Source organism: Mesotoga sp. BH458_6_3_2_1 (assembly GCF_003664995.1).
In the GTDB taxonomy this organism is placed as follows: domain Bacteria; phylum Thermotogota; class Thermotogae; order Petrotogales; family Kosmotogaceae; genus Mesotoga.
In genome coordinates, this window is sequence record NZ_JFHL01000029.1 from 108,906 (window position 1) to 125,534 (window position 16,629).

16 protein-coding genes are annotated in these 16,629 nt (G+C 48.6%); 4 read left to right on the forward strand and 12 right to left on the reverse strand.

Annotated features, from left to right (window positions below; genetic code table 11):
• Positions 1 to 4: 4 nt before the first annotated feature.
• Complete coding sequence (locus Y697_RS13200; protein WP_183083822.1) at positions 5 to 1,171, reverse strand: PQQ-binding-like beta-propeller repeat protein; 1,167 nt, start codon at positions 1,169 to 1,171, stop codon at positions 5 to 7.
• A 308-nt stretch (positions 1,172 to 1,479) separates the two neighbouring features.
• Here Y697_RS13200 and Y697_RS13205 point away from each other — a divergent pair, with 308 nt between their 5' ends.
• Positions 1,480 to 2,769, forward strand: coding sequence for an SLC13 family permease (locus Y697_RS13205; RefSeq protein ID WP_121552267.1), 1,290 nt, complete (start codon positions 1,480 to 1,482; stop codon positions 2,767 to 2,769).
• A gap of 9 nt (positions 2,770 to 2,778) precedes the next feature.
• Here Y697_RS13205 and Y697_RS13210 read toward each other — a convergent pair whose 3' ends face one another.
• The 11 genes from Y697_RS13210 to Y697_RS13260 form a co-directional block, all read right to left on the reverse strand.
• On the reverse strand, positions 2,779 to 3,222 hold the full coding sequence (locus Y697_RS13210; protein ID WP_121552268.1) for a poly-gamma-glutamate biosynthesis protein PgsC/CapC: 444 nt from the start codon (positions 3,220 to 3,222) through the stop codon (positions 2,779 to 2,781).
• Positions 3,219 to 4,325 carry a poly-gamma-glutamate synthase PgsB gene (gene pgsB, locus Y697_RS13215; protein ID WP_121552269.1) on the reverse strand — a complete coding sequence of 369 codons (1,107 nt, stop codon included), beginning with the start codon at positions 4,323 to 4,325 and terminating at the stop codon, positions 3,219 to 3,221. Before pgsB ends, Y697_RS13210 begins: the two co-directional genes overlap by 4 nt.
• Complete coding sequence (gene pgsW, locus Y697_RS13220) at positions 4,322 to 5,425, reverse strand: poly-gamma-glutamate system protein (RefSeq protein ID WP_121552270.1); 1,104 nt, start codon at positions 5,423 to 5,425, stop codon at positions 4,322 to 4,324. Before pgsW ends, pgsB begins: the two co-directional genes overlap by 4 nt.
• Positions 5,426 to 5,443: 18 nt before the next feature.
• Positions 5,444 to 7,066, reverse strand: a complete 1,623-nt coding sequence (locus Y697_RS13225) for an OPT/YSL family transporter (RefSeq protein ID WP_121552271.1) — start codon at positions 7,064 to 7,066, stop codon at positions 5,444 to 5,446.
• Positions 7,067 to 7,165: 99 nt separating this feature from the next.
• The gene (locus tag Y697_RS13230) at positions 7,166 to 7,690 is read right to left on the reverse strand and encodes a UPF0158 family protein (protein ID WP_121552272.1); all 525 of its coding nucleotides are present in this window, start codon (positions 7,688 to 7,690) and stop codon (positions 7,166 to 7,168) included.
• Between the two features lie 137 nt (positions 7,691 to 7,827).
• Positions 7,828 to 8,460: a methionine ABC transporter permease gene (locus Y697_RS13235; RefSeq protein ID WP_121552273.1), complete on the reverse strand. Its 633-nt coding sequence runs from the start codon at positions 8,458 to 8,460 to the stop codon at positions 7,828 to 7,830.
• Positions 8,460 to 9,449, reverse strand: a complete 990-nt coding sequence (locus Y697_RS13240) for a methionine ABC transporter ATP-binding protein (protein ID WP_121552274.1) — start codon at positions 9,447 to 9,449, stop codon at positions 8,460 to 8,462. Before Y697_RS13240 ends, Y697_RS13235 begins: the two co-directional genes overlap by 1 nt.
• An 11-nt stretch (positions 9,450 to 9,460) precedes the next feature.
• Entirely contained in the window at positions 9,461 to 10,240 is a 780-nt protein-coding gene (locus tag Y697_RS13245) for a MetQ/NlpA family ABC transporter substrate-binding protein (RefSeq protein WP_121552275.1), read from the reverse strand.
• A gap of 246 nt (positions 10,241 to 10,486) precedes the next feature.
• A complete protein-coding gene (locus Y697_RS13250) occupies positions 10,487 to 10,861 on the reverse strand; it encodes a hypothetical protein (protein WP_121552276.1) in 375 nt (124 codons plus the stop codon).
• Between the two features lie 145 nt (positions 10,862 to 11,006).
• Positions 11,007 to 11,423, reverse strand: coding sequence for a secondary thiamine-phosphate synthase enzyme YjbQ (locus tag Y697_RS13255; protein ID WP_121552277.1), 417 nt, complete (start codon positions 11,421 to 11,423; stop codon positions 11,007 to 11,009).
• A gap of 20 nt (positions 11,424 to 11,443) precedes the next feature.
• Complete coding sequence (locus Y697_RS13260) at positions 11,444 to 12,010, reverse strand: isoprenylcysteine carboxylmethyltransferase family protein (protein ID WP_121552278.1); 567 nt, start codon at positions 12,008 to 12,010, stop codon at positions 11,444 to 11,446.
• A gap of 168 nt (positions 12,011 to 12,178) precedes the next feature.
• Between Y697_RS13260 and Y697_RS13265 the strand changes: the two genes are divergently transcribed.
• The 3 genes from Y697_RS13265 to Y697_RS13275 are packed head-to-tail and all read left to right on the forward strand — an operon-like array spanning position 12,179 to position 16,615.
• Positions 12,179 to 12,604, forward strand: coding sequence for a PPC domain-containing DNA-binding protein (locus Y697_RS13265; RefSeq protein WP_121552279.1), 426 nt, complete (start codon positions 12,179 to 12,181; stop codon positions 12,602 to 12,604).
• A gap of 10 nt (positions 12,605 to 12,614) precedes the next feature.
• Positions 12,615 to 13,781: a metallophosphoesterase gene (locus Y697_RS13270; protein ID WP_121552280.1), complete on the forward strand. Its 1,167-nt coding sequence runs from the start codon at positions 12,615 to 12,617 to the stop codon at positions 13,779 to 13,781.
• Positions 13,778 to 16,615, forward strand: a complete 2,838-nt coding sequence (locus Y697_RS13275; RefSeq protein WP_121552281.1) for an AAA family ATPase — start codon at positions 13,778 to 13,780, stop codon at positions 16,613 to 16,615. Before Y697_RS13270 ends, Y697_RS13275 begins: the two co-directional genes overlap by 4 nt.
• Positions 16,616 to 16,629: the final 14 nt, after the last annotated feature.

Below are 16,629 nucleotides of genomic sequence, written 5' to 3' on the forward strand. Positions count from 1 at the left end.
GAAATCAGAAACCTTCTTGCCTGCCCGAGCGATTATGATCGTGGCCGTACATCGGCCACGATCCGGAAGGGAAAGAGTCGGTAGATAGTGAACCTAGTCTGCTTCTGCCTCCTATGTCGTTCAAGGTGACTGCATAATACAGAGTGCCCTCTTGGCTCATAACAGGAGAGCCTAGGCTGTCGCTTCCTATGTGATCGGATCTCTCCAGGGTTCCATCTGCGATGTCTAGCTGAAACATTCTGGCCTCTCCCCGTCCGATAACGTAGAGCACACCGTTCGAACAGGAGACGGGAGTTGAGACAATTTCACTCTGAAGATTCGTGCTCCAGATCACCTCGCCCTCATTGTCGATCGCCGAACATACACCGTCATAGGTACAGACGAAAAGCCTATCTCTCTCTCCCACAATCGGGCTTGAAGAGATCGAAGAGCCTTCCCCGTCATCCGCGAGCCGGAGTTCCCATTTCAGAGTTCCGTCCGTCGGATCCAGGGCGTAGAGAAAGCCGTCGTGACATGTGCTGTAAACTGTTTCATCGCTTCCTAAAGCCGGGCTTGAATAGAAACCTGAAGAAGTGGAGCCGGTTTCGAATATCCACAAGAGCTCTCCGTTCTTGAGCGCATAGAAGCGATTACTTTGCTGGCCGCTCGTTACCATTGTCCCGAAAAAGATCGTTCCATCTCTTCCGACTGCGGGCTTCGACCAGATCTCTCTTCCTGTATCGAAGCTCCAGAGCTCTTGTCCGTCGGAGGAGAGACAATACAGCACCCCGTCGTAAGTTCCATAGAGCACATTTCCGCTTTGATCGAATGAAGGACTGCCCCTTATTGCAGAAGCGCCTTCGATTTCATTTCCGCCAAATGACCAGTTGAGATCACCCTCCGGAGAGATTTTCAGGAGCCTGCCCTTTGTCGTCCCGATGTAGAGATTGCCGTCACTATCGACAGAAGGAGCGCAGCTGAACGATTCACCTTCTCCCGGTTCGAACGAGAATATTGACTTACCCGAATCCGAGCCGGAAGTGAAAGAGTAGACTCTGTCAGATGTATTGACGAAGACTTCTCCGTTCTTCCCAATAACGGGACTACTGAACTGAAATGAGCCTTCTGTTCCGGAAAAGATGCAGCCCGACAAGAAGACGGCAAGAACAATACAAATCGCAGCTATTTTCAAAACAACACCTCGTAATCTATAAATCTGGGAAACTCCTTATAGAATCATAACCTATTACCCCCGGGGAAAAAAAGACTCAACCTGTCCGGCCGTAACAGTGGTGTTATGTCATCGGTTGCTCTTCGACGACATTATGCAAGAGTGCTTTTTGAAAGAATGGATACACATGCAAGCCGCCTGACAGTTGCCGTTTCGGCTTCTTCGACAGGGGCTCCGAGCCTCCATTCTTATGAATCGTCCGCAAAAGCTAACGGCTTGGTCATCCAAAGGTCCAATCCCTCTTCATAAGTTAAGCATTTTGGGATACAATGAGACTTGTGGACAGAGTATTCATTGTAATCTATTTCATATTGACTTTCACTCTGATTGTCCTTTCGAAAAGGCGGAGAGTGCTGATTGCCTTTACGGCAGGTATGTTGCTTGTGGTGCTCAAAGTCTCTGAGACAATGAGAATAGAGACAATATCTGAGTTTGTTGACTTCAACGCCATATTTCTTCTCATAGGGATGATGGTGATAGTCGGTGTGCTCAAATCTACTGGATTCTTTCAATATGTGGCAGTCCGTACTCTCAGAGCGACGAAGGGAAACATCCTTCTGCTGTCGGGGCTTTTTTCGGCGCTGATTGCTCTCTTTTCCATGGTTCTGGACAACGTCACTACAATGATAATGTTCATGCCGATAATCTTCTTCGTTGCCGATACTGCGGGATTCAACCCCTTCGGGTTCACGGCCGTGATGATTCTTGCTTCAAACATCGGCGGTTGTATGACTCTAGTAGGCGATCCCCCAAACATCATCATAGGGAATGCCTCCAAGATTCCTTTCATGACTTTCAGTGGTCTTGTGCTGGCTCCGCTCTTATTGACTTATATTACCCTGATGTTGATCTCCAGATTCAAGATTCTGAAGGGTCTCTCGTCAGTATCTGGAAAGAAGGAGGAGATTCAGGGTTTAAGGCTCGATGGAGTCATAACGAATAGAAAATTGATGTATGTCAGTCTCGGAACACTGGTGGTTGTGGTCATCGGATTCATTATGCACAGTATCGTTGACATAGAAATGTCGCTGTTCGCAGTGCTGGGAGCTTCGTTCTTGCTTCTGTACACGGGAAAGGATTTCGAATCGGTTGCTACCGAAGTGGACTGGAACGCGATTCTCTTCTTCATTGGACTCTTTTCGCTTGCACACTCTCTTGAAAGCACCGGAATAACGGGAGAGCTTTCCACTCTGGCTTTGAATCTTTCTAGCAACCCGGCCGTTCTCTCTATGCTTATTCTCTGGTTAAGCGGAATGATAGCGATGGTTACCGGAGCCATTCCAGTCGTTACGATCTTCATCCCTATCGTGGCCCAGCTATCCGTTCACTACCCTCTTCAGTACGATCTCTGGATTGCTCTCGCTCTGGGGGCAAACCTGGGGGGAAACGGAACTGTGACCGGTCATCTTGCGAATGTGATGTGTTTTGAGATGGTAAACAAGGAGTATGGAAACAGACACAGTTTCCTCGACTTCATGAAGATCGGGTTCCCTTCGGCAATTATCTCACTCGGCATTTCCAACATATATCTTGTGGTAAGACTCGCTCTCTTCGGCTAGCAGGGACTCTTAGATAACCATGATCGATTTTATCAGTATGTTTGTCAACCAGACAACCATTGTGACGAAGATCAGCGAAAGAGAGGTCTTCACTATTCCTTGCCTGTAGAAGTCATTCGCGATCAGCCCGGGAACGATGGTTCCAATTACAGTTGAGAATAGTTCTACCGGGAGGTTAGGCATAAGAAAGGTGTCGAGGGAAAGCTTGACCACGACGCCGAGGAGAATTCCTATTGCGAGTCTCTTTCTTCCGTAGAGAATCAGATACCTCTGGAGAAGGTTCAGAATCAGGAATGTGACCAGACCGACACCCCATGTATAAAGCAGTCTCAAAGGTTGCTCAATGAAAATGAACAGGTAGACCGGCGTTACAAGCCCTCCGGCCGACAACCCCGTCACCCACCAGAATATTGTACTTATGACGATTCCAATTGAGAACAACGCAGGACTCATTGAATCTCCTCCAACCCGCTCAGCCACTGGACAAGGCCGCGTATATTTCCGAATCCGAAAACGAGCTCATGCCCTTGAAGAAGCGAATAGAGCCGGCTCGGGTCTTTCAGCTTTTCCACGTTCTTGCTCTTCAGTATTCTTTGAGGAACAGGTCCTCTGACTATTATCCTGTCGAACTCTCTAATCATCGCTTCGAAGACGAGAGCTCTATCCGGCCTGTCGTCTCTAGAGTTGAAGAATCCGACGAGCGGTCTATCGGGAAAGTCCTGTCTTGCTTTTTTCAGAAGTAGAGAAGTAGAACGAATGTCGTTGGCCGCGAAAGCATTTGCCAGAACAGCATCTTCGATCCCGTCGCCGAGATGCAGATACCTGAATGTTCCCACATCAGGCAGCGCCTCTCTCATTCCCTCAAATGCCTTTTCCCTGTCGAGGTCAAGTAGTTCCACAACCTTCAGTGCGATAGAAAGGTTTTCCTCATTTGGCACGAAACTGAATTCAGCCGTGTCTTCCACTTTCGGGGTGACAGTCACCAATCTAGTATTTATCCTAGAACAGTGGTTCTTGACTGATTCCATTGCCTCGGACGAAACGTTTCCCAAAACGCAAATTCCGCCTGGAGTAATGGATAGAGAAAGCACTTCAGCCGTCTCGATTTCATCGGCCCCAATCTCTTCGATATGGTCCGGGTAAGAGTTCGTGATGACGGTAATGTCCGCTTCGACGATTCTCATGCTTGAAAGCTGCATCTCGGGTTTAATAGCCATGCATTCCACAACCAATGCGTTGCAGTTGTCCCTCTCAGACTTCTTCAAGGCGAGGAATTGCTCCTGTATGTTTGCTGGACCGTGACGCACCACTTCGACATGTCTCCCGTCGGGGGTTATCCATAGAGGAACGGTCCCCGTCGTCTTTCCCAGTACCGAGAAGCCGTTTGCTTTGAGGGCCGAGTGAATCAGTCTTACTGTCTCGCTCTTGCCTCTGGTTCCGTTCACTTGAATAACTATTTTCAATCGTTTTCTTCTCTTTCTCGAGAGAATGTTCTCGATCACGAGAAAGAATAGCAGGATCGCCAATGAGACAAGCGCCAGCAGCAAGTTTGTCATTTCTTAATCATCCTTCCCGCGACAACGCAGAGGATCATAAGGAATAGAAAGGTCAAGGTCAGAGGTAACGAGTAACTATCGACAAAATATACTCCGCTGATTCCCGGCTCCGGAAGAGGAACGGGATCGATCGGAATCCCATTCTCCATCGCAAGGTCTCTAATGTTCAGCAGATGAATCACAGGCACACCGAGCTCTGCGAACTCAAAAATCAGTCCCCTTTCATCGCCTTCAGGGATCGAAGAGAACGCAGTAAGCAAACCGTTGTCGAGACTTATCGCTAGAAGTGTATTGCCAAAATTCGGCGCTGCCCCGCCCACGTTTACGAAAACAGAAGGCGGCCCTTCGGCCTCCTGGACATAGATCTCCAAACGTTTGTCGATGCTTGCCTGAAGAGGTTCTTCATATATGAAGGTCTTTCCGCTGGACAAAGCAATCTCAGTCATCAGTTCACGCGCGCCTGGGAAAAACATCCCGCTTGCCGTATCGTAATTACCGCCCAGAGAGACCGCGATCAGACTGTCTTTAAGAAGTCCCGCCTCTACAAGTCTTTTCAGCATCATAACGAAGGTAAATTCCGGATGCGTTGCGCCGTGCTCTGAAGCGCCAATCGAGTAGATTACAAGGGGTTCGAGTTCCAGAACTTCACAGGCGCAGAGAGCGGCGAGAAGGAGCGCCGGGAAAGAACCGCTCGCTCCTATAGCTACGGGATCACCTCTCTTGAGATCGAGTTCTTCGAAGTACTTCACCAAGAGAGCCGCGAAGTCTGGATTCGTCGAAGTTCTCTTTGCCTGCAGATTCCCGAGAGTAGTCGTTAACTCAGTGAATTCCGGTCCAATGAGCCCGGTCAGATTAGGGTCGACGGAGGGGTCGATTTCTATGCCAAGCGACTCCCGGAAAGTCGAAAGTTCGGCTATGGAAGACGCCATTAGTCGAGCCGCGGACAACTGGGCAGAGAAGTGAGGCGACTCGATCCTCTCCATTGAAAGACTGACGATGAAGAAGGCCGCTACTCCGAAAACGACGCCGAGCAATAACCATTTGAGAGAAATGTGAATCCGATTGAAAGGGACTCTGCCCACTGCATGAAAGTGTTTCAAAACAACTCCTCTATTCTATTAGCTAACTGTTAGAACCCTGATTATCGCCAAAACTACTCCGGTTATACCTTCGCCTCCAAGAAGCCCCGACGACACTATCAAACCGGTCTCCTTCGATTTTGGCTTGACCTTTCCGACAATGAAGCTGATTACTCCTCCAACGAATGCTGCGGTAGATATCTCCATAGGGAGGTACATACCAATTCCGAGCGTCATCCCCGGCAGTTTCATCAGATAGATCAATATCCCGATCATCAAGCCGAAGAAAAAGGCCGGAGTATTCGGAAGACCACCGACCATAGTGGAAACGGCGTATGCCTGTGGCGCGGGCAGCTCCGTTCCCGGGCCCATTGTACCATAGGCTCTGAACATAATAAAGAGAACGATTACCGAGACTACTGCGCCAATTACTCCGCCGACCGTCTCGGCAATGATCTGAGCCCTTGGATTGGTCTTCAAAAGGTAACCGGATTTGAAATCGTTGAGTACATCGCCCGCGAGGCCGCAAGCAACTGCAACTACTCCCGCTACCAAGAACGCTTCGATTGTGCCGAGGCTGGCGACTGACTTCACGGCGATAAGAATGATGATGCCGAATATCTCCATCGGATTGATGCCCGATTGCCCGGTAATCGAGGCGGCCATGGCCGTCGTCAGCCATACGCCGACTATTGTAAGGAGAGAAGACACGAGAGTCATTTCCGTCAAAGTTGTGAGGAATAGAGCGATGGCTGCAAAAACCAAGGGTATCCAGCGAAGAGTCTTTATTCGCGATCCCTTCCCGCTGCTCTTGACGGGAAGGTAGATCTCTCTTGCCCGCGGCAAGATTCCCTTGAGCAAGATTCCGACTCCTGTGCCGACCATCAGTCCAATCCCGAGACTATCTTTGAAGGCCGTCGCAGAGCCGACATCTGCGAACCATCCGGCCGCAACTCCGACTGGGATCAAGAAGAAATAGCTTAGAACTGCCCCAAGGAACCACACTCCAGTGAAGAGCGGCCCGATTATGTAACCTATGCCGACGGCCATAGGCGAGATCCACATTCCAAAGAAGATGTTTCTAGAATACAGCCGAACCGAAGACCACGCCGAGGGAATCCATTCCAGGCCGTCCCTTACGGCGACAAATACTGCAGCGGCTCCCATGGTTGAGAAGAGATACTTTGCCTTCTTTCCTCCTTTGTCACCGGCAACGACTGTCTCATAGGAAGCCACACCCATGGGAAAGGGTAGCTTCTCCTTTTCAATGAAGTAACGCCTGATCAGTCCTGTGAAAATGACTCCCAGAATAGTGCCCGCCAGTGTGACGATTAGGAGCGACAGGAAACTTACTTCTGAGGAAGCTTCAAGAATCCAGATGCCCGGAACTGTAAAGGCCAGACCTCCAGCCACCATTGCTCCGGAAGACATCGCAGTGTGCGTAACGTTTATCTCGTTCAGGTTAGTCCCGCCCAGGGCCTTGAGTATTGCCAGGGACATCACTGCGACAAAGATGGTCGGCCAGGGAAGAGCCCCCATTCTCAGGGCGACGTACATTGAACTGGTAGTGATTATTATCGACCCGAGTGCCCCTATGACCAGGCTTCTGACCGTCAACTGCTTTGAGCTACCCTTTTCCAGCGATACTTCGTTACTTCTCACGCTATGTCCCTCCTGTGAACCGACATAAGAGAAAGCCCGGGCAGGCTCTTCGGTATAGCAAAAATCTCTGCGCGATTTACTACAAGGAGAAGACCTCGGTCACTGTTCAAGACTATCGATCGGATCGATTCCTATCGAGTTGAGCCACTCGACGGCAATCCTTCTCAAATTCTCGCTTTCGAATTCATACCAGGCGTCCTTGTATTCGCTGTGATGCTCGAGAAATGTGCGGAATTTCGAAAATGCCCCTCTTCCGGAAACCTCGTAAAGGACTTCATCCCTGATGCTCTCTTCTACTTTTGTGTAAATGAACTCTTCGATCAGAGCGAATTTATCTCCCGAAGTAATCTGCGGTATGTCCTCGAATCTATCCGATTCATCGCTGCAGAACAAATCATAATAAGTGTACAAATCTTCGATTCTCATCCATTTGTACCTCAAAAGGTCTTCAGTGATCTCTTCCCTTTCAATCTCGCAGTTCACCAATTCTTGCGGGAAACAATCTTCTTGATAGAAGATGATCTTACCCGCCTCTGTGTCGAGATACGATATCTCGTCGTACACTCTGTCGTCAACCTCCATCAAAGTGACTAACATATCGATGTCGATCGGCAGTCTCTTCATCCTTCTCCACCCTTACGGGCAAAGCTCTTTTCTGGTCATTTCTCTTTGCCCGATACAAGTTTACAACATCCTTGCCCGGACGACGAAAGTGTGATGGTTCAACTCTGTAAGTCTCCTGCAGACCATGTAAAGCGGAGCTATTTTCGCATTCCTTTCGCCAGTCTTCCTCCGGTGAACTGGAGAAGCTGACTGATCGCCACGAGAACGATCACAGCGTAGAGAACTACGTCCCACTGGAACCGGTAGTAACCGTAGTTGATCGCCAGCTGACCAAGACCTCCGGCCCCGACCGCGCCCGCTATGGCGGTGTAGGTCACGAGATTGATCAAGAGTACGGTTATGTTGCCGATCTGATCGGGCAGTGTTTCCGGTATCAGAACCTTAGTGACCATCTGCCACTTGTTCAGTCCCATCGAGTTTGACGAATCGATTATTCCCGAAGGAACGGCGTTGAAAGAATTCTCCGAAAGCCTAGCCATGAAAGGTATAGCTGCAATAGTAAGATTGAAGATCGCAGCGTTCGGCCCAATTATCGTCCCCATTACGTTTTTCGTAACGGGAATCAGGAGCAACACGAGAATAATGAAAGGTATCGATCTGAAGATATTTACTAACAGGTCAAGCAGCGCATAGAGGCTTTTCAGCCTTCGCGATCTTGAACAGAGGTAAAGGCCTACACCAAGCGGAATACCGAGTAGAGTTGCCAGGAAACCGGAGAGAAGAAGCATGTATAAGGTTTCTAGCGTCGCCTTAAATATTTGTGAGAACATCAGCGGACCTCCTCGAGAAAGAAGACGGAGTCTCTTAGTTTCTCTATGAACTGATCCTGTTTATGCCCGTCAATCGCGATGATCATTGTTCCGAAAGGCCCGTTCTTCAGCTCTTCGATCTTCCCGTACAGAATGTTGATCATTATATCGAACTCACTTGCTATCTCCCACAAGACGGGCTCGTGGGTACGCTCCCCCCAGAAGAGTACTCTCAAGAGTCTCTTCTGTCGCGAAAGAACACTTCTTTCCAGCTCGAGAGGGCTTCCAAAGTCGCTCACTTCATTGTTCTCGATCTTGACGAAGAATTCATGCGTAGGTCCGAAGAAGTGCAGCTTCCCATTCCGCAAGTACGCGACTCTGTCACAGGTTCTCTTGATGACATCCATATCGTGGGTGACCACCGCGAAGGTAACGCGGCGTCTTTCATTGAGGTTCACCACGAGGTCGAGAAGTCTGCCCGTAGTCCTCGGGTCGAGGGCGGAAGTGGGTTCGTCGAGAAGAATCAACTTCGGATTCATTACAAGAGCGCGAGCGATCGCAGCTCTCTGCTGTTCGCCGCCGGAGAGCTGAGAAGGGTAGGCGCCCAGTCTATGCTCAAGTCCGAGTTCGGAAACGATACTCATAACTCTTTCCTTGATCTCACTCCTGCTGACTCCCTGAATTTTCAGAGGGAAGGCGATGTTCTGGTAGACTGTTCTGTAGCGAAACAGGTTGTAGCTCTGAAAAACTACTCCTATTTTCTTCCTGATGCTCCTCACTTTGCTTTCGTTAAGCCCGACTATGTTTTGGCCATCGAACATGATCGATCCGCTGTCCACCGGCTGGAGAAGGTTGAGCGTGCGGAGCAGAGAGGTTTTCCCTGCTCCAGACAACCCTACGATTCCGACAATCTCGCCCTCTTCGATGGAGAAGCTGACATCATCGAGGATCTTTCTCCTTCCCGATTTGTCTTCGAAAGAAAGGTTGAGTCTGTCAACGCTCAGTATCAAAGCATCAAACCTCAGAAAACGGGCACTACCGCACCATCGTACTTTTCGTTTATGAAGTCTCTTACCTTCTCCGACGTCAACACACTGATGAGAGCTTCGAGCCAGGCTGCATCTTTGTCAGTCTCTCGAATTGTGATTATGTTTGCGTATGGAGATTCTGCGCCCTCAATGAACTCCGAGTCTTTGACTGCATTAAGGTTTATGGTAAGCGCGTAATTGGTGTTTATTACGGCTCCGGCGACGGTCTTGTCGTCTGTGTACACCCTTGGAATGAATCCGGCCTCGATTTCCACAAAGGTCAACTGCTTAGGGTTTTCCTTGATGTCTAGAACTGTAGATTCCAGTTTTGAAGGATCCTTAAGTACGATAAGCCCGTTGTTGTGAAGGAGAATGAGCGCCCGCCCTTCGTTCGTCGGATCGTTCGGAACTGCGATCTTATCACCTGGCGCGAGCTCTGAAAGAGGTTTCTTGAGAAAGAACCCCATTGGTTCGACGTGAATAGCCTTTGCTGAGACCAAACCTTTTATTCCTCTTTGAGAAGTGAAGGACTCAAGATACGGTACGTGCTGGAAATAATTAGCATCCAGTTCCCCTGTGGAAAGGGCAATGTTTGGAAGAACATAGTCATTGAACACAATGATTTCCAGTTCGTAGCCCAGCTCGGCGAGGTCGGCCTTGATTACTTCCAGAATTTCGGCGTGGGGTACTGGAGTGGCGCCAATTCGGATCTTCGTGGTACCGAACGCAAATACGACTCCCAGTAAAACGATCAACACAAGAAACTTCTTCATACAAATCCCTCCTGATATAAAAAAAGGGCGTCTCCTTTGAGACGCCCTGCTTCTATTTTCTCAGGTACAGCTAAGCACCCGAAGAAACAAGGGCGTTGCCGTACATCATCATAGCTATTCTGTTTTTCTCTCTAAAAGTCTCTTCAGTCATAGGAAAACCTCGCGATTATTTAGCTCATTATAGCCTATCGGCTCTTTCCAAAGCAAGTCGCTATTGTTAAGAAATCGCTCGAGACAGGCGTCGAATCAGTTGACCTCATTATAAGTGGAGACTCTTATGAACCGTTTGCCGTCATCTTTCTCTTTGTAGCAGGCTTTTAGAAGTCTGCAGCTGGTAGTCTTAGGGTCTTTGCAGATCAGGAAGGTGAACGAGAGATCCTTCGCTCTTCCCTTAAGCAGTTCCATGCTTAATGTGGAAAGCAGGCTGTCGAGCCGCTTCTCTTCCTTCTGACCATACATTCTGGAATTCTCGTCGGTCTTCACCATTTCGTTCCAGAGATTCTCCGTGATAACCACAGGTAATTTGATTCCAACGCTCTTCGCATAAGGTGTAACATCAATCATGCCCCCATCCATTACACGAATCTTCGGGGATCCGACTGATGCTTCTCCGATGCTCATTAATAGCACCTCCATAATAGTGTTATTATTACCATAACATTCTAGAAAGGCGGTTGCAAAGGCAAACAAGAGACTCCCCGGATGTCTGGAGCTGTTTAGGCCGGTATTTCTGACAAAGCCTCTGGAAAGCGTTACAATTCGAGTCTTAATCGCCGATTATTTTTATCAGAACTCGCTTTCTTCTCATGCCGTCCAGTTCATAGTAGAAGATCTGCTCCCATGGTCCAAAGTCAAGTCTTCCCTCAGTAACGGCTAACACCACTTCCCTACCCATAACGGTTCTCTTCAGGTGTGCGTCAGCATTGTCCTCAAATCCGTTGTGTTCATACTGTGAGTAAGGTTTCTCGGGTGCAAGCCTTTCCAGCCATTTTTCGAAGTCATTATGAAGCCCGGATTCATTGTCGTTGATGAATACACTTGCAGTTATGTGCATGGCGTTCACGAGCAGAAGTCCTTCCTGGATTCCGCTTTCTTTGAGTGCTCTTTCGACATCTGGAGTGATGTTGATTATCTCTCGCCTGGTTGCAGTGTTGAAAAAGAGTTCTTTCCTGTATGATTTCAAATCCTTCACCTCCTTATCGATTAAAACACGTAGGGTATGAGCCGCCACGTCTTCTTGCAGTATTCCGTATAAGCATCTCCAAAGACGCGTTTGAGATTGCTTTCCTCCACGGAGATTCTGTACAGGATGCCTGTCGTCGGCGGTGTGAATGCAAGGATCGAACTGAGAGGGTAATCGAAGACGATAGCAAGGCCCAGGGACCCTGCTATCTCGGCGGCATAGGCCGGATGACGGATTACTCTGAACATTCGATCCGTTCTCAGCTCTTGACCGGGGAGCGTTCCTACATCGATCGCAAACGACGGACCGAGCTGGCAAACGACCAAAAAACGGACAATAATGGCGAATACCATCAATGCGATACCTACATATCTATGTGGAAGAAACGGAAGCATGAATGCTTCCTTAGAACTTCCGTCGACAGCCACCGCTCCAAACATACCCGACAGAACGAAGGCAAGCATTATATACTTCGATCGTTTCTCCTGAAGTCGTCTGCTGATTCTTCTGTTATGAAAGAAGAAGAGGTAGACGTCAAATCCCACCCAGAAAAGCAGAACGATGAAGAAGAAGATCTGACCAAACATTCCGCAACCTCCGGGGATATATGAGATTTTGACAAATTCTAGAATCGGGCTCGGCCAAAACGGTTTCTTTCGCAGAGAACTCCAGTAAGAACGCGCGTAACGTATTCGTCTTAAAGAATCTGGATGGTGGAGAAGATATAGTAAAATCTTAATACAGGTGGTGATTAGATGATTTTTGGATTTGAAGAGAGGGTGGTGTTCTTTCGCTTTGAAGATGGAGAGGATTTCATTCACACTCTCGTGCAGACACTTAAGGAGAATAATCTGGATTCACTTGTTGTGATAAGCGGGATAGGGATGTTGAAAGATTTTGAAATAGGCTGGTACAACTTGTCCAAAAGGCAGTACGAAAAGGAAATGATCTCTGTTCCTCATGAGCTCATTCACATATCGGGAAACGTATCGTTGAAGAGCGATTTTCCATTCCCACATCTTCACGTAGCGCTAGCCGGACCTTCGAGAAGCGCAGTTGGCGGCCACCTGTTCGGAGGAACAGTGTGCAATACTACGGAGCTCTTTGCCGTCAGAACCGGTGACCTGAAACTCTTCAGAGATGCTTCCGGCGCCGCAACGCCTCTGGAATTCAGAAAGTGAGTCCTTCGAATTGAGATTCCTTCACTGCTCCGATATTCACCTGGGGAGAAGACCTATCGGTTCCCCTAACAGCCCGTATTCGTCTGCAAGGTATGAAGACTATTTTTCAGCCTTTGAATACGTCGTTGAGTGGGCCTTACAGAACAAGCCGGAGGCCTTCTTCATAACGGGTGATCTCTTTGACAAGAGAGACATAAATCCCGATACTCTTGCAAGAACACAGAGCATCCTCTCCAGACTGAAAGAAAGCGGGATCAGGGTATTGGCTATAGAGGGGAACCACGACAAAAGTTTCAGCGCAAACGAGTCCTGGCTGAGATTTCTACAAGAGACAGAGTATCTAGAACTGCTCTGCCCGGTTCAGGGAGAAAAAGATATTGTCTTTCCGTACGTCAGTATCGAAGGGTTCAAGGTGTTTGGACTTGGCTATCCCGGCTTCATGGCCGAGGAGATGATCCTCAGGGCTTCTTCTTTTCTTGAAGGCAAAGACAATATTGTTCTCATTCATACCGCGCCCGGGAACGACAACTTCATTCCAGGCCTTGTGTCGCCCGAAGTATTGAAGATTCTCAGGTCGAAGGTGATCTATGCCGGGGGTGGGCATTTGCATTCTCAACTCGCCTTTCCTGTAGAAGAGCCGTTCTTCTTCGTGCCCGGATCACTCGAATACTGGGACGTCTGGGAGAGAGATAGAAAGGGATTTTACGTATTCGATACCGAGATCGGAAGAGCCGATTTTCACGACTCCCATAGGAGGGAAAGACAGGAGTTCGCAGTTTTTCCCGGAGAAGGCGACAACCTTGACGGGTTTGTCGATGAACACGAGATTCATAGAGGAGCCATAGTACTGGTAACGGTAACGGGAAGCGGAGAGTTCTACGTAGATCCCGTGCGTTTGGAGAGAGAGATAGAATCTTCCGGAGCCCTTAAGGCCTTTGTTAGAGTCAGGAGAACGGATAGAGAAATTACTCTCGACGACTACAGACTGATGAGCGCGAGGGACATTGAACGAGAAGTCATACTCGGCTCCAGGGAGTGGAAGGAACTCGGAGCAAAAGGCGAGGACCTTGTGGGAGCAATAGAAAAGATGAAGCAGTCCCAGGAAGACGGGAGGTATGACCTGTTCAAAGAATCTGTAGATGCCCTTCTTGAAGCCATAGTTGGTGGTGACTCTTGAGAGTCACTTCGATAGATCTCGAGAACTTCCGAAGTCACTCAAGATATTCGGAAACCTTCGAGAAGGGAATAAACCTCATCCTTGGAAGAAACGGCTCTGGGAAATCATCGATCATCGAAGCTATCGGGCTGGCCCTCTTCGGAGGAGGACTGCGTGACAAACAGGAAGACGCAATCAAGTGGAACGAGAGAAGGTCGAGAATAACCGTGACTTTTCTTGCCGACGACGGTCTGGAGTACAGGGTCGAGAAAGTTTTCGGCACGGGTTCAAGTCACGAGCTGCATCAGGGAGACCTTCTCATTGCCCGCGGGAAGGAGAACGTAATTGAGAAGATCAGAATCATCTGCGGTCTTCAGGGGGACATCTCGAAGACATTCGAGAACGTGATAGTAGCTTTTCAGAACAGGATCGCCGATCAATTTCTCGGCAGTCCTGCTGCAAGAAGGGACTATTTCAACAGGGTCTTCCAGGTCGACCTTTTCAGGAAGATCTCAACGGATTTCATGAGGAGTTATCTCACCGACCTGAGGAATGAGAATGAAGCTATCGAGAGAGAGATAGCATTCATGGAGCAGCAATTGGAGAGAAAGGCAGAAGTTGAAGAGAGGGTGAAGACTCTCTCGGGGGATCTTTCCAGGGCAAAAGAGGAACTGAAGTCTCTGGAAGATGCCCTAAAAAAAGTCAAAGCGGAGAGACTGCGCCTCGAGGAAATAGGAAGAGAGCTCTCTTCGAAGAGAGCCCAGTTTGAGCAGCAAATGAAGTCATTGAGGGACGAAGCCGCCTCGCTGAAAGGCAACCTGAGGCAAAAAGAGAGGGCGGTTGAGGCCAAAGAAATCGTTGACAGAAGCAGGGAAGGTCACGATCTCTATGAGAGACTGCTAGAGAAAGAAAATGTTCTGAGCGCCGAAAAAAGGAGATTGGAAGGCCTTGGCGAGCGTTCAGCGGCTATTGAAAAGAGAATTGCTGAACTTCAGACAGAAGTTGCCCGATTAAGCGGAGCGCTCTCGAATTCAGAGGAAAGACTTGAAGAGAGCGAGAAGCAATTCGAAGAACTGAAGAAGGAACGAGAAGAGCTAAGAGTTAAGATGGAAGAGGCGGAACGCGAGGGAGGCAAGAAGAGAGAGACCCACAACCTTAGTATTTCAAGGAAAGAGGCGTTTAAGGTGATCATCGAAGAATACAGGAAGCCCGAGCGTAGGTTGGCCACTCTTGAAGATCTCTTAAGGAGCCTTGGAAAACCGGAGGGTTCTGAGGAACTTAATGAAAGGCTGACGAAAATCGACGAAATCATAGAAAGAGTGAAGCAGGAAGTCCTTCTCTTGGAACAGCTGAACGAGGACATTGTCAGCATGGCTTCCCGTAGAAAGGCGCTTGTAGAATACAGAGGCTCTCTCGCTGTAGGCATCTGCCCGCTTCTGGATGAGAAATGCAAGAACATCGAAAATAGAAGAGATTATGAAGGATACATCGAAGGCCTTATAAACCAGCTTGCTTCGGGTGAAAGAGAGCTGTCGAAAAAGATTGCAGAGGTGAAGGAAAGCCCGGCGAGACTTGGCAAACTGGCGGAAGAGAGGGCTCTTATCCTCAACACAATAGAAGAGACCGATAGAAAACTAAAGGAAAAGTCTAATCTAGAAAAAGAGAAGCTTGACCTTACGGAGAGAGTAAAGAGCTTCCTTCTCCAGCTTTCGACGATTTCCGGAGTATCAGGAGAGATAGACGAGATGAGCGAGAGCGTAGAGGAAGATATTCGAAATACCTCCACCGAGCTCGAGCTCCAAAAGAAACACATTTCCACGCTCAAGAATCAGATTGAAGAAAGGGATTCGCGTCTGGAAGAAATAAAGAGCAGGATCAAATCTCTCAACGAACTGAAGAAGAAGACGGAAGAAGAAGTCACTTCCCGGTCGAGCGAAAGCGATGCTCAGAAAAGCAATGTCAAGGAATTTGCGGAGGAACTCCGAAAGCTTCCCGGATTGAGAGCGGAGATCGAAGAGATTCGCAGAGCGATGGTTATTAACAGAAGCGATTATGAAGGATTCAACAAGTATGTGAATCTTGCTGGCTATCTCGAGGAGTACTCAAGTCTCTGCCGGGCCTCGCTCGAAAGATGCAGAAAGAAGGCGGCAGAAGTGACCGGCCTCAGAAAAGAAATTATTGCTCTTGAGAAAAGCTTCGATTACGACCGTCTCGAAAAGTTGAAGGCAGGCGAGAAAAAGGCCGAAGAAAGTTATGCTCTCAAACGAGACGAAACAATATCCATTGGCAGAGATATAGTTTCTCTACGGGCAGAGCTGAAGAACTTCGCAGAGATGGAAGAAAAGAAGAAGCTCAAGAAGAGAGCCGGTGAAAAGACTTCCAGGAAAATCAAACTCTCAGAGATGATTAGAGATAATCTCAATCTTACCGGAGAGAGAATAACCGCCGGATTTCGTGATGCGATAGAGCAAAAGGCGACCCTAGACTATCAGCGAATATCAGGCACCGAAGAGTCAATAAGATGGAACGAAGACTACGAAGTCTCAGTCAAAGCATCCGAATACGGCGACGGTAGCGTCAGAAGTTTCTCGAATCTATCTGGAGGAGAGCAAGTGTTGGTCTCTCTTTGTTTGAGAGCTGCGATGACGGGGGTACTTAGCGGGGCGAGGTTCGCCGTCTTCGATGAGCCGACATCGAATCTCGACAAGGAGAGGAAAGAGTTGCTTGCCCATTCTCTCAGAGAGCTCTTCGGCGAGCTCGATCAATCAATAATAGTTACTCACGATGACGTCTTCTCTGAAATGGCGCAGAAGGTAATAAGACTGAACGGCAGGGATAAAGGCGAATCTGTTTGAATCGGAGGTGCAGT

Coding starts and splice junctions, on each gene's coding strand:
- Y697_RS13205 (WP_121552267.1), top strand. CDS start 1,480: ATGAGACTTGTGGACAGAGTATTCATTGTAATCTATTTCATATTGACT.
- Y697_RS13210 (WP_121552268.1), bottom strand. CDS start 3,222: ATGAGTCCTGCGTTGTTCTCAATTGGAATCGTCATAAGTACAATATTC.
- pgsB (WP_121552269.1), bottom strand. CDS start 4,325: ATGACAAACTTGCTGCTGGCGCTTGTCTCATTGGCGATCCTGCTATTC.
- Y697_RS13230 (WP_121552272.1), bottom strand. CDS start 7,690: ATGAAGAGACTGCCGATCGACATCGATATGTTAGTCACTTTGATGGAG.
- Y697_RS13235 (WP_121552273.1), bottom strand. CDS start 8,460: ATGTTCTCACAAATATTTAAGGCGACGCTAGAAACCTTATACATGCTT.
- Y697_RS13245 (WP_121552275.1), bottom strand. CDS start 10,240: ATGAAGAAGTTTCTTGTGTTGATCGTTTTACTGGGAGTCGTATTTGCG.
- Y697_RS13250 (WP_121552276.1), bottom strand. CDS start 10,861: ATGAGCATCGGAGAAGCATCAGTCGGATCCCCGAAGATTCGTGTAATG.
- Y697_RS13260 (WP_121552278.1), bottom strand. CDS start 12,010: ATGTTTGGTCAGATCTTCTTCTTCATCGTTCTGCTTTTCTGGGTGGGA.
- Y697_RS13265 (WP_121552279.1), top strand. CDS start 12,179: ATGATTTTTGGATTTGAAGAGAGGGTGGTGTTCTTTCGCTTTGAAGAT.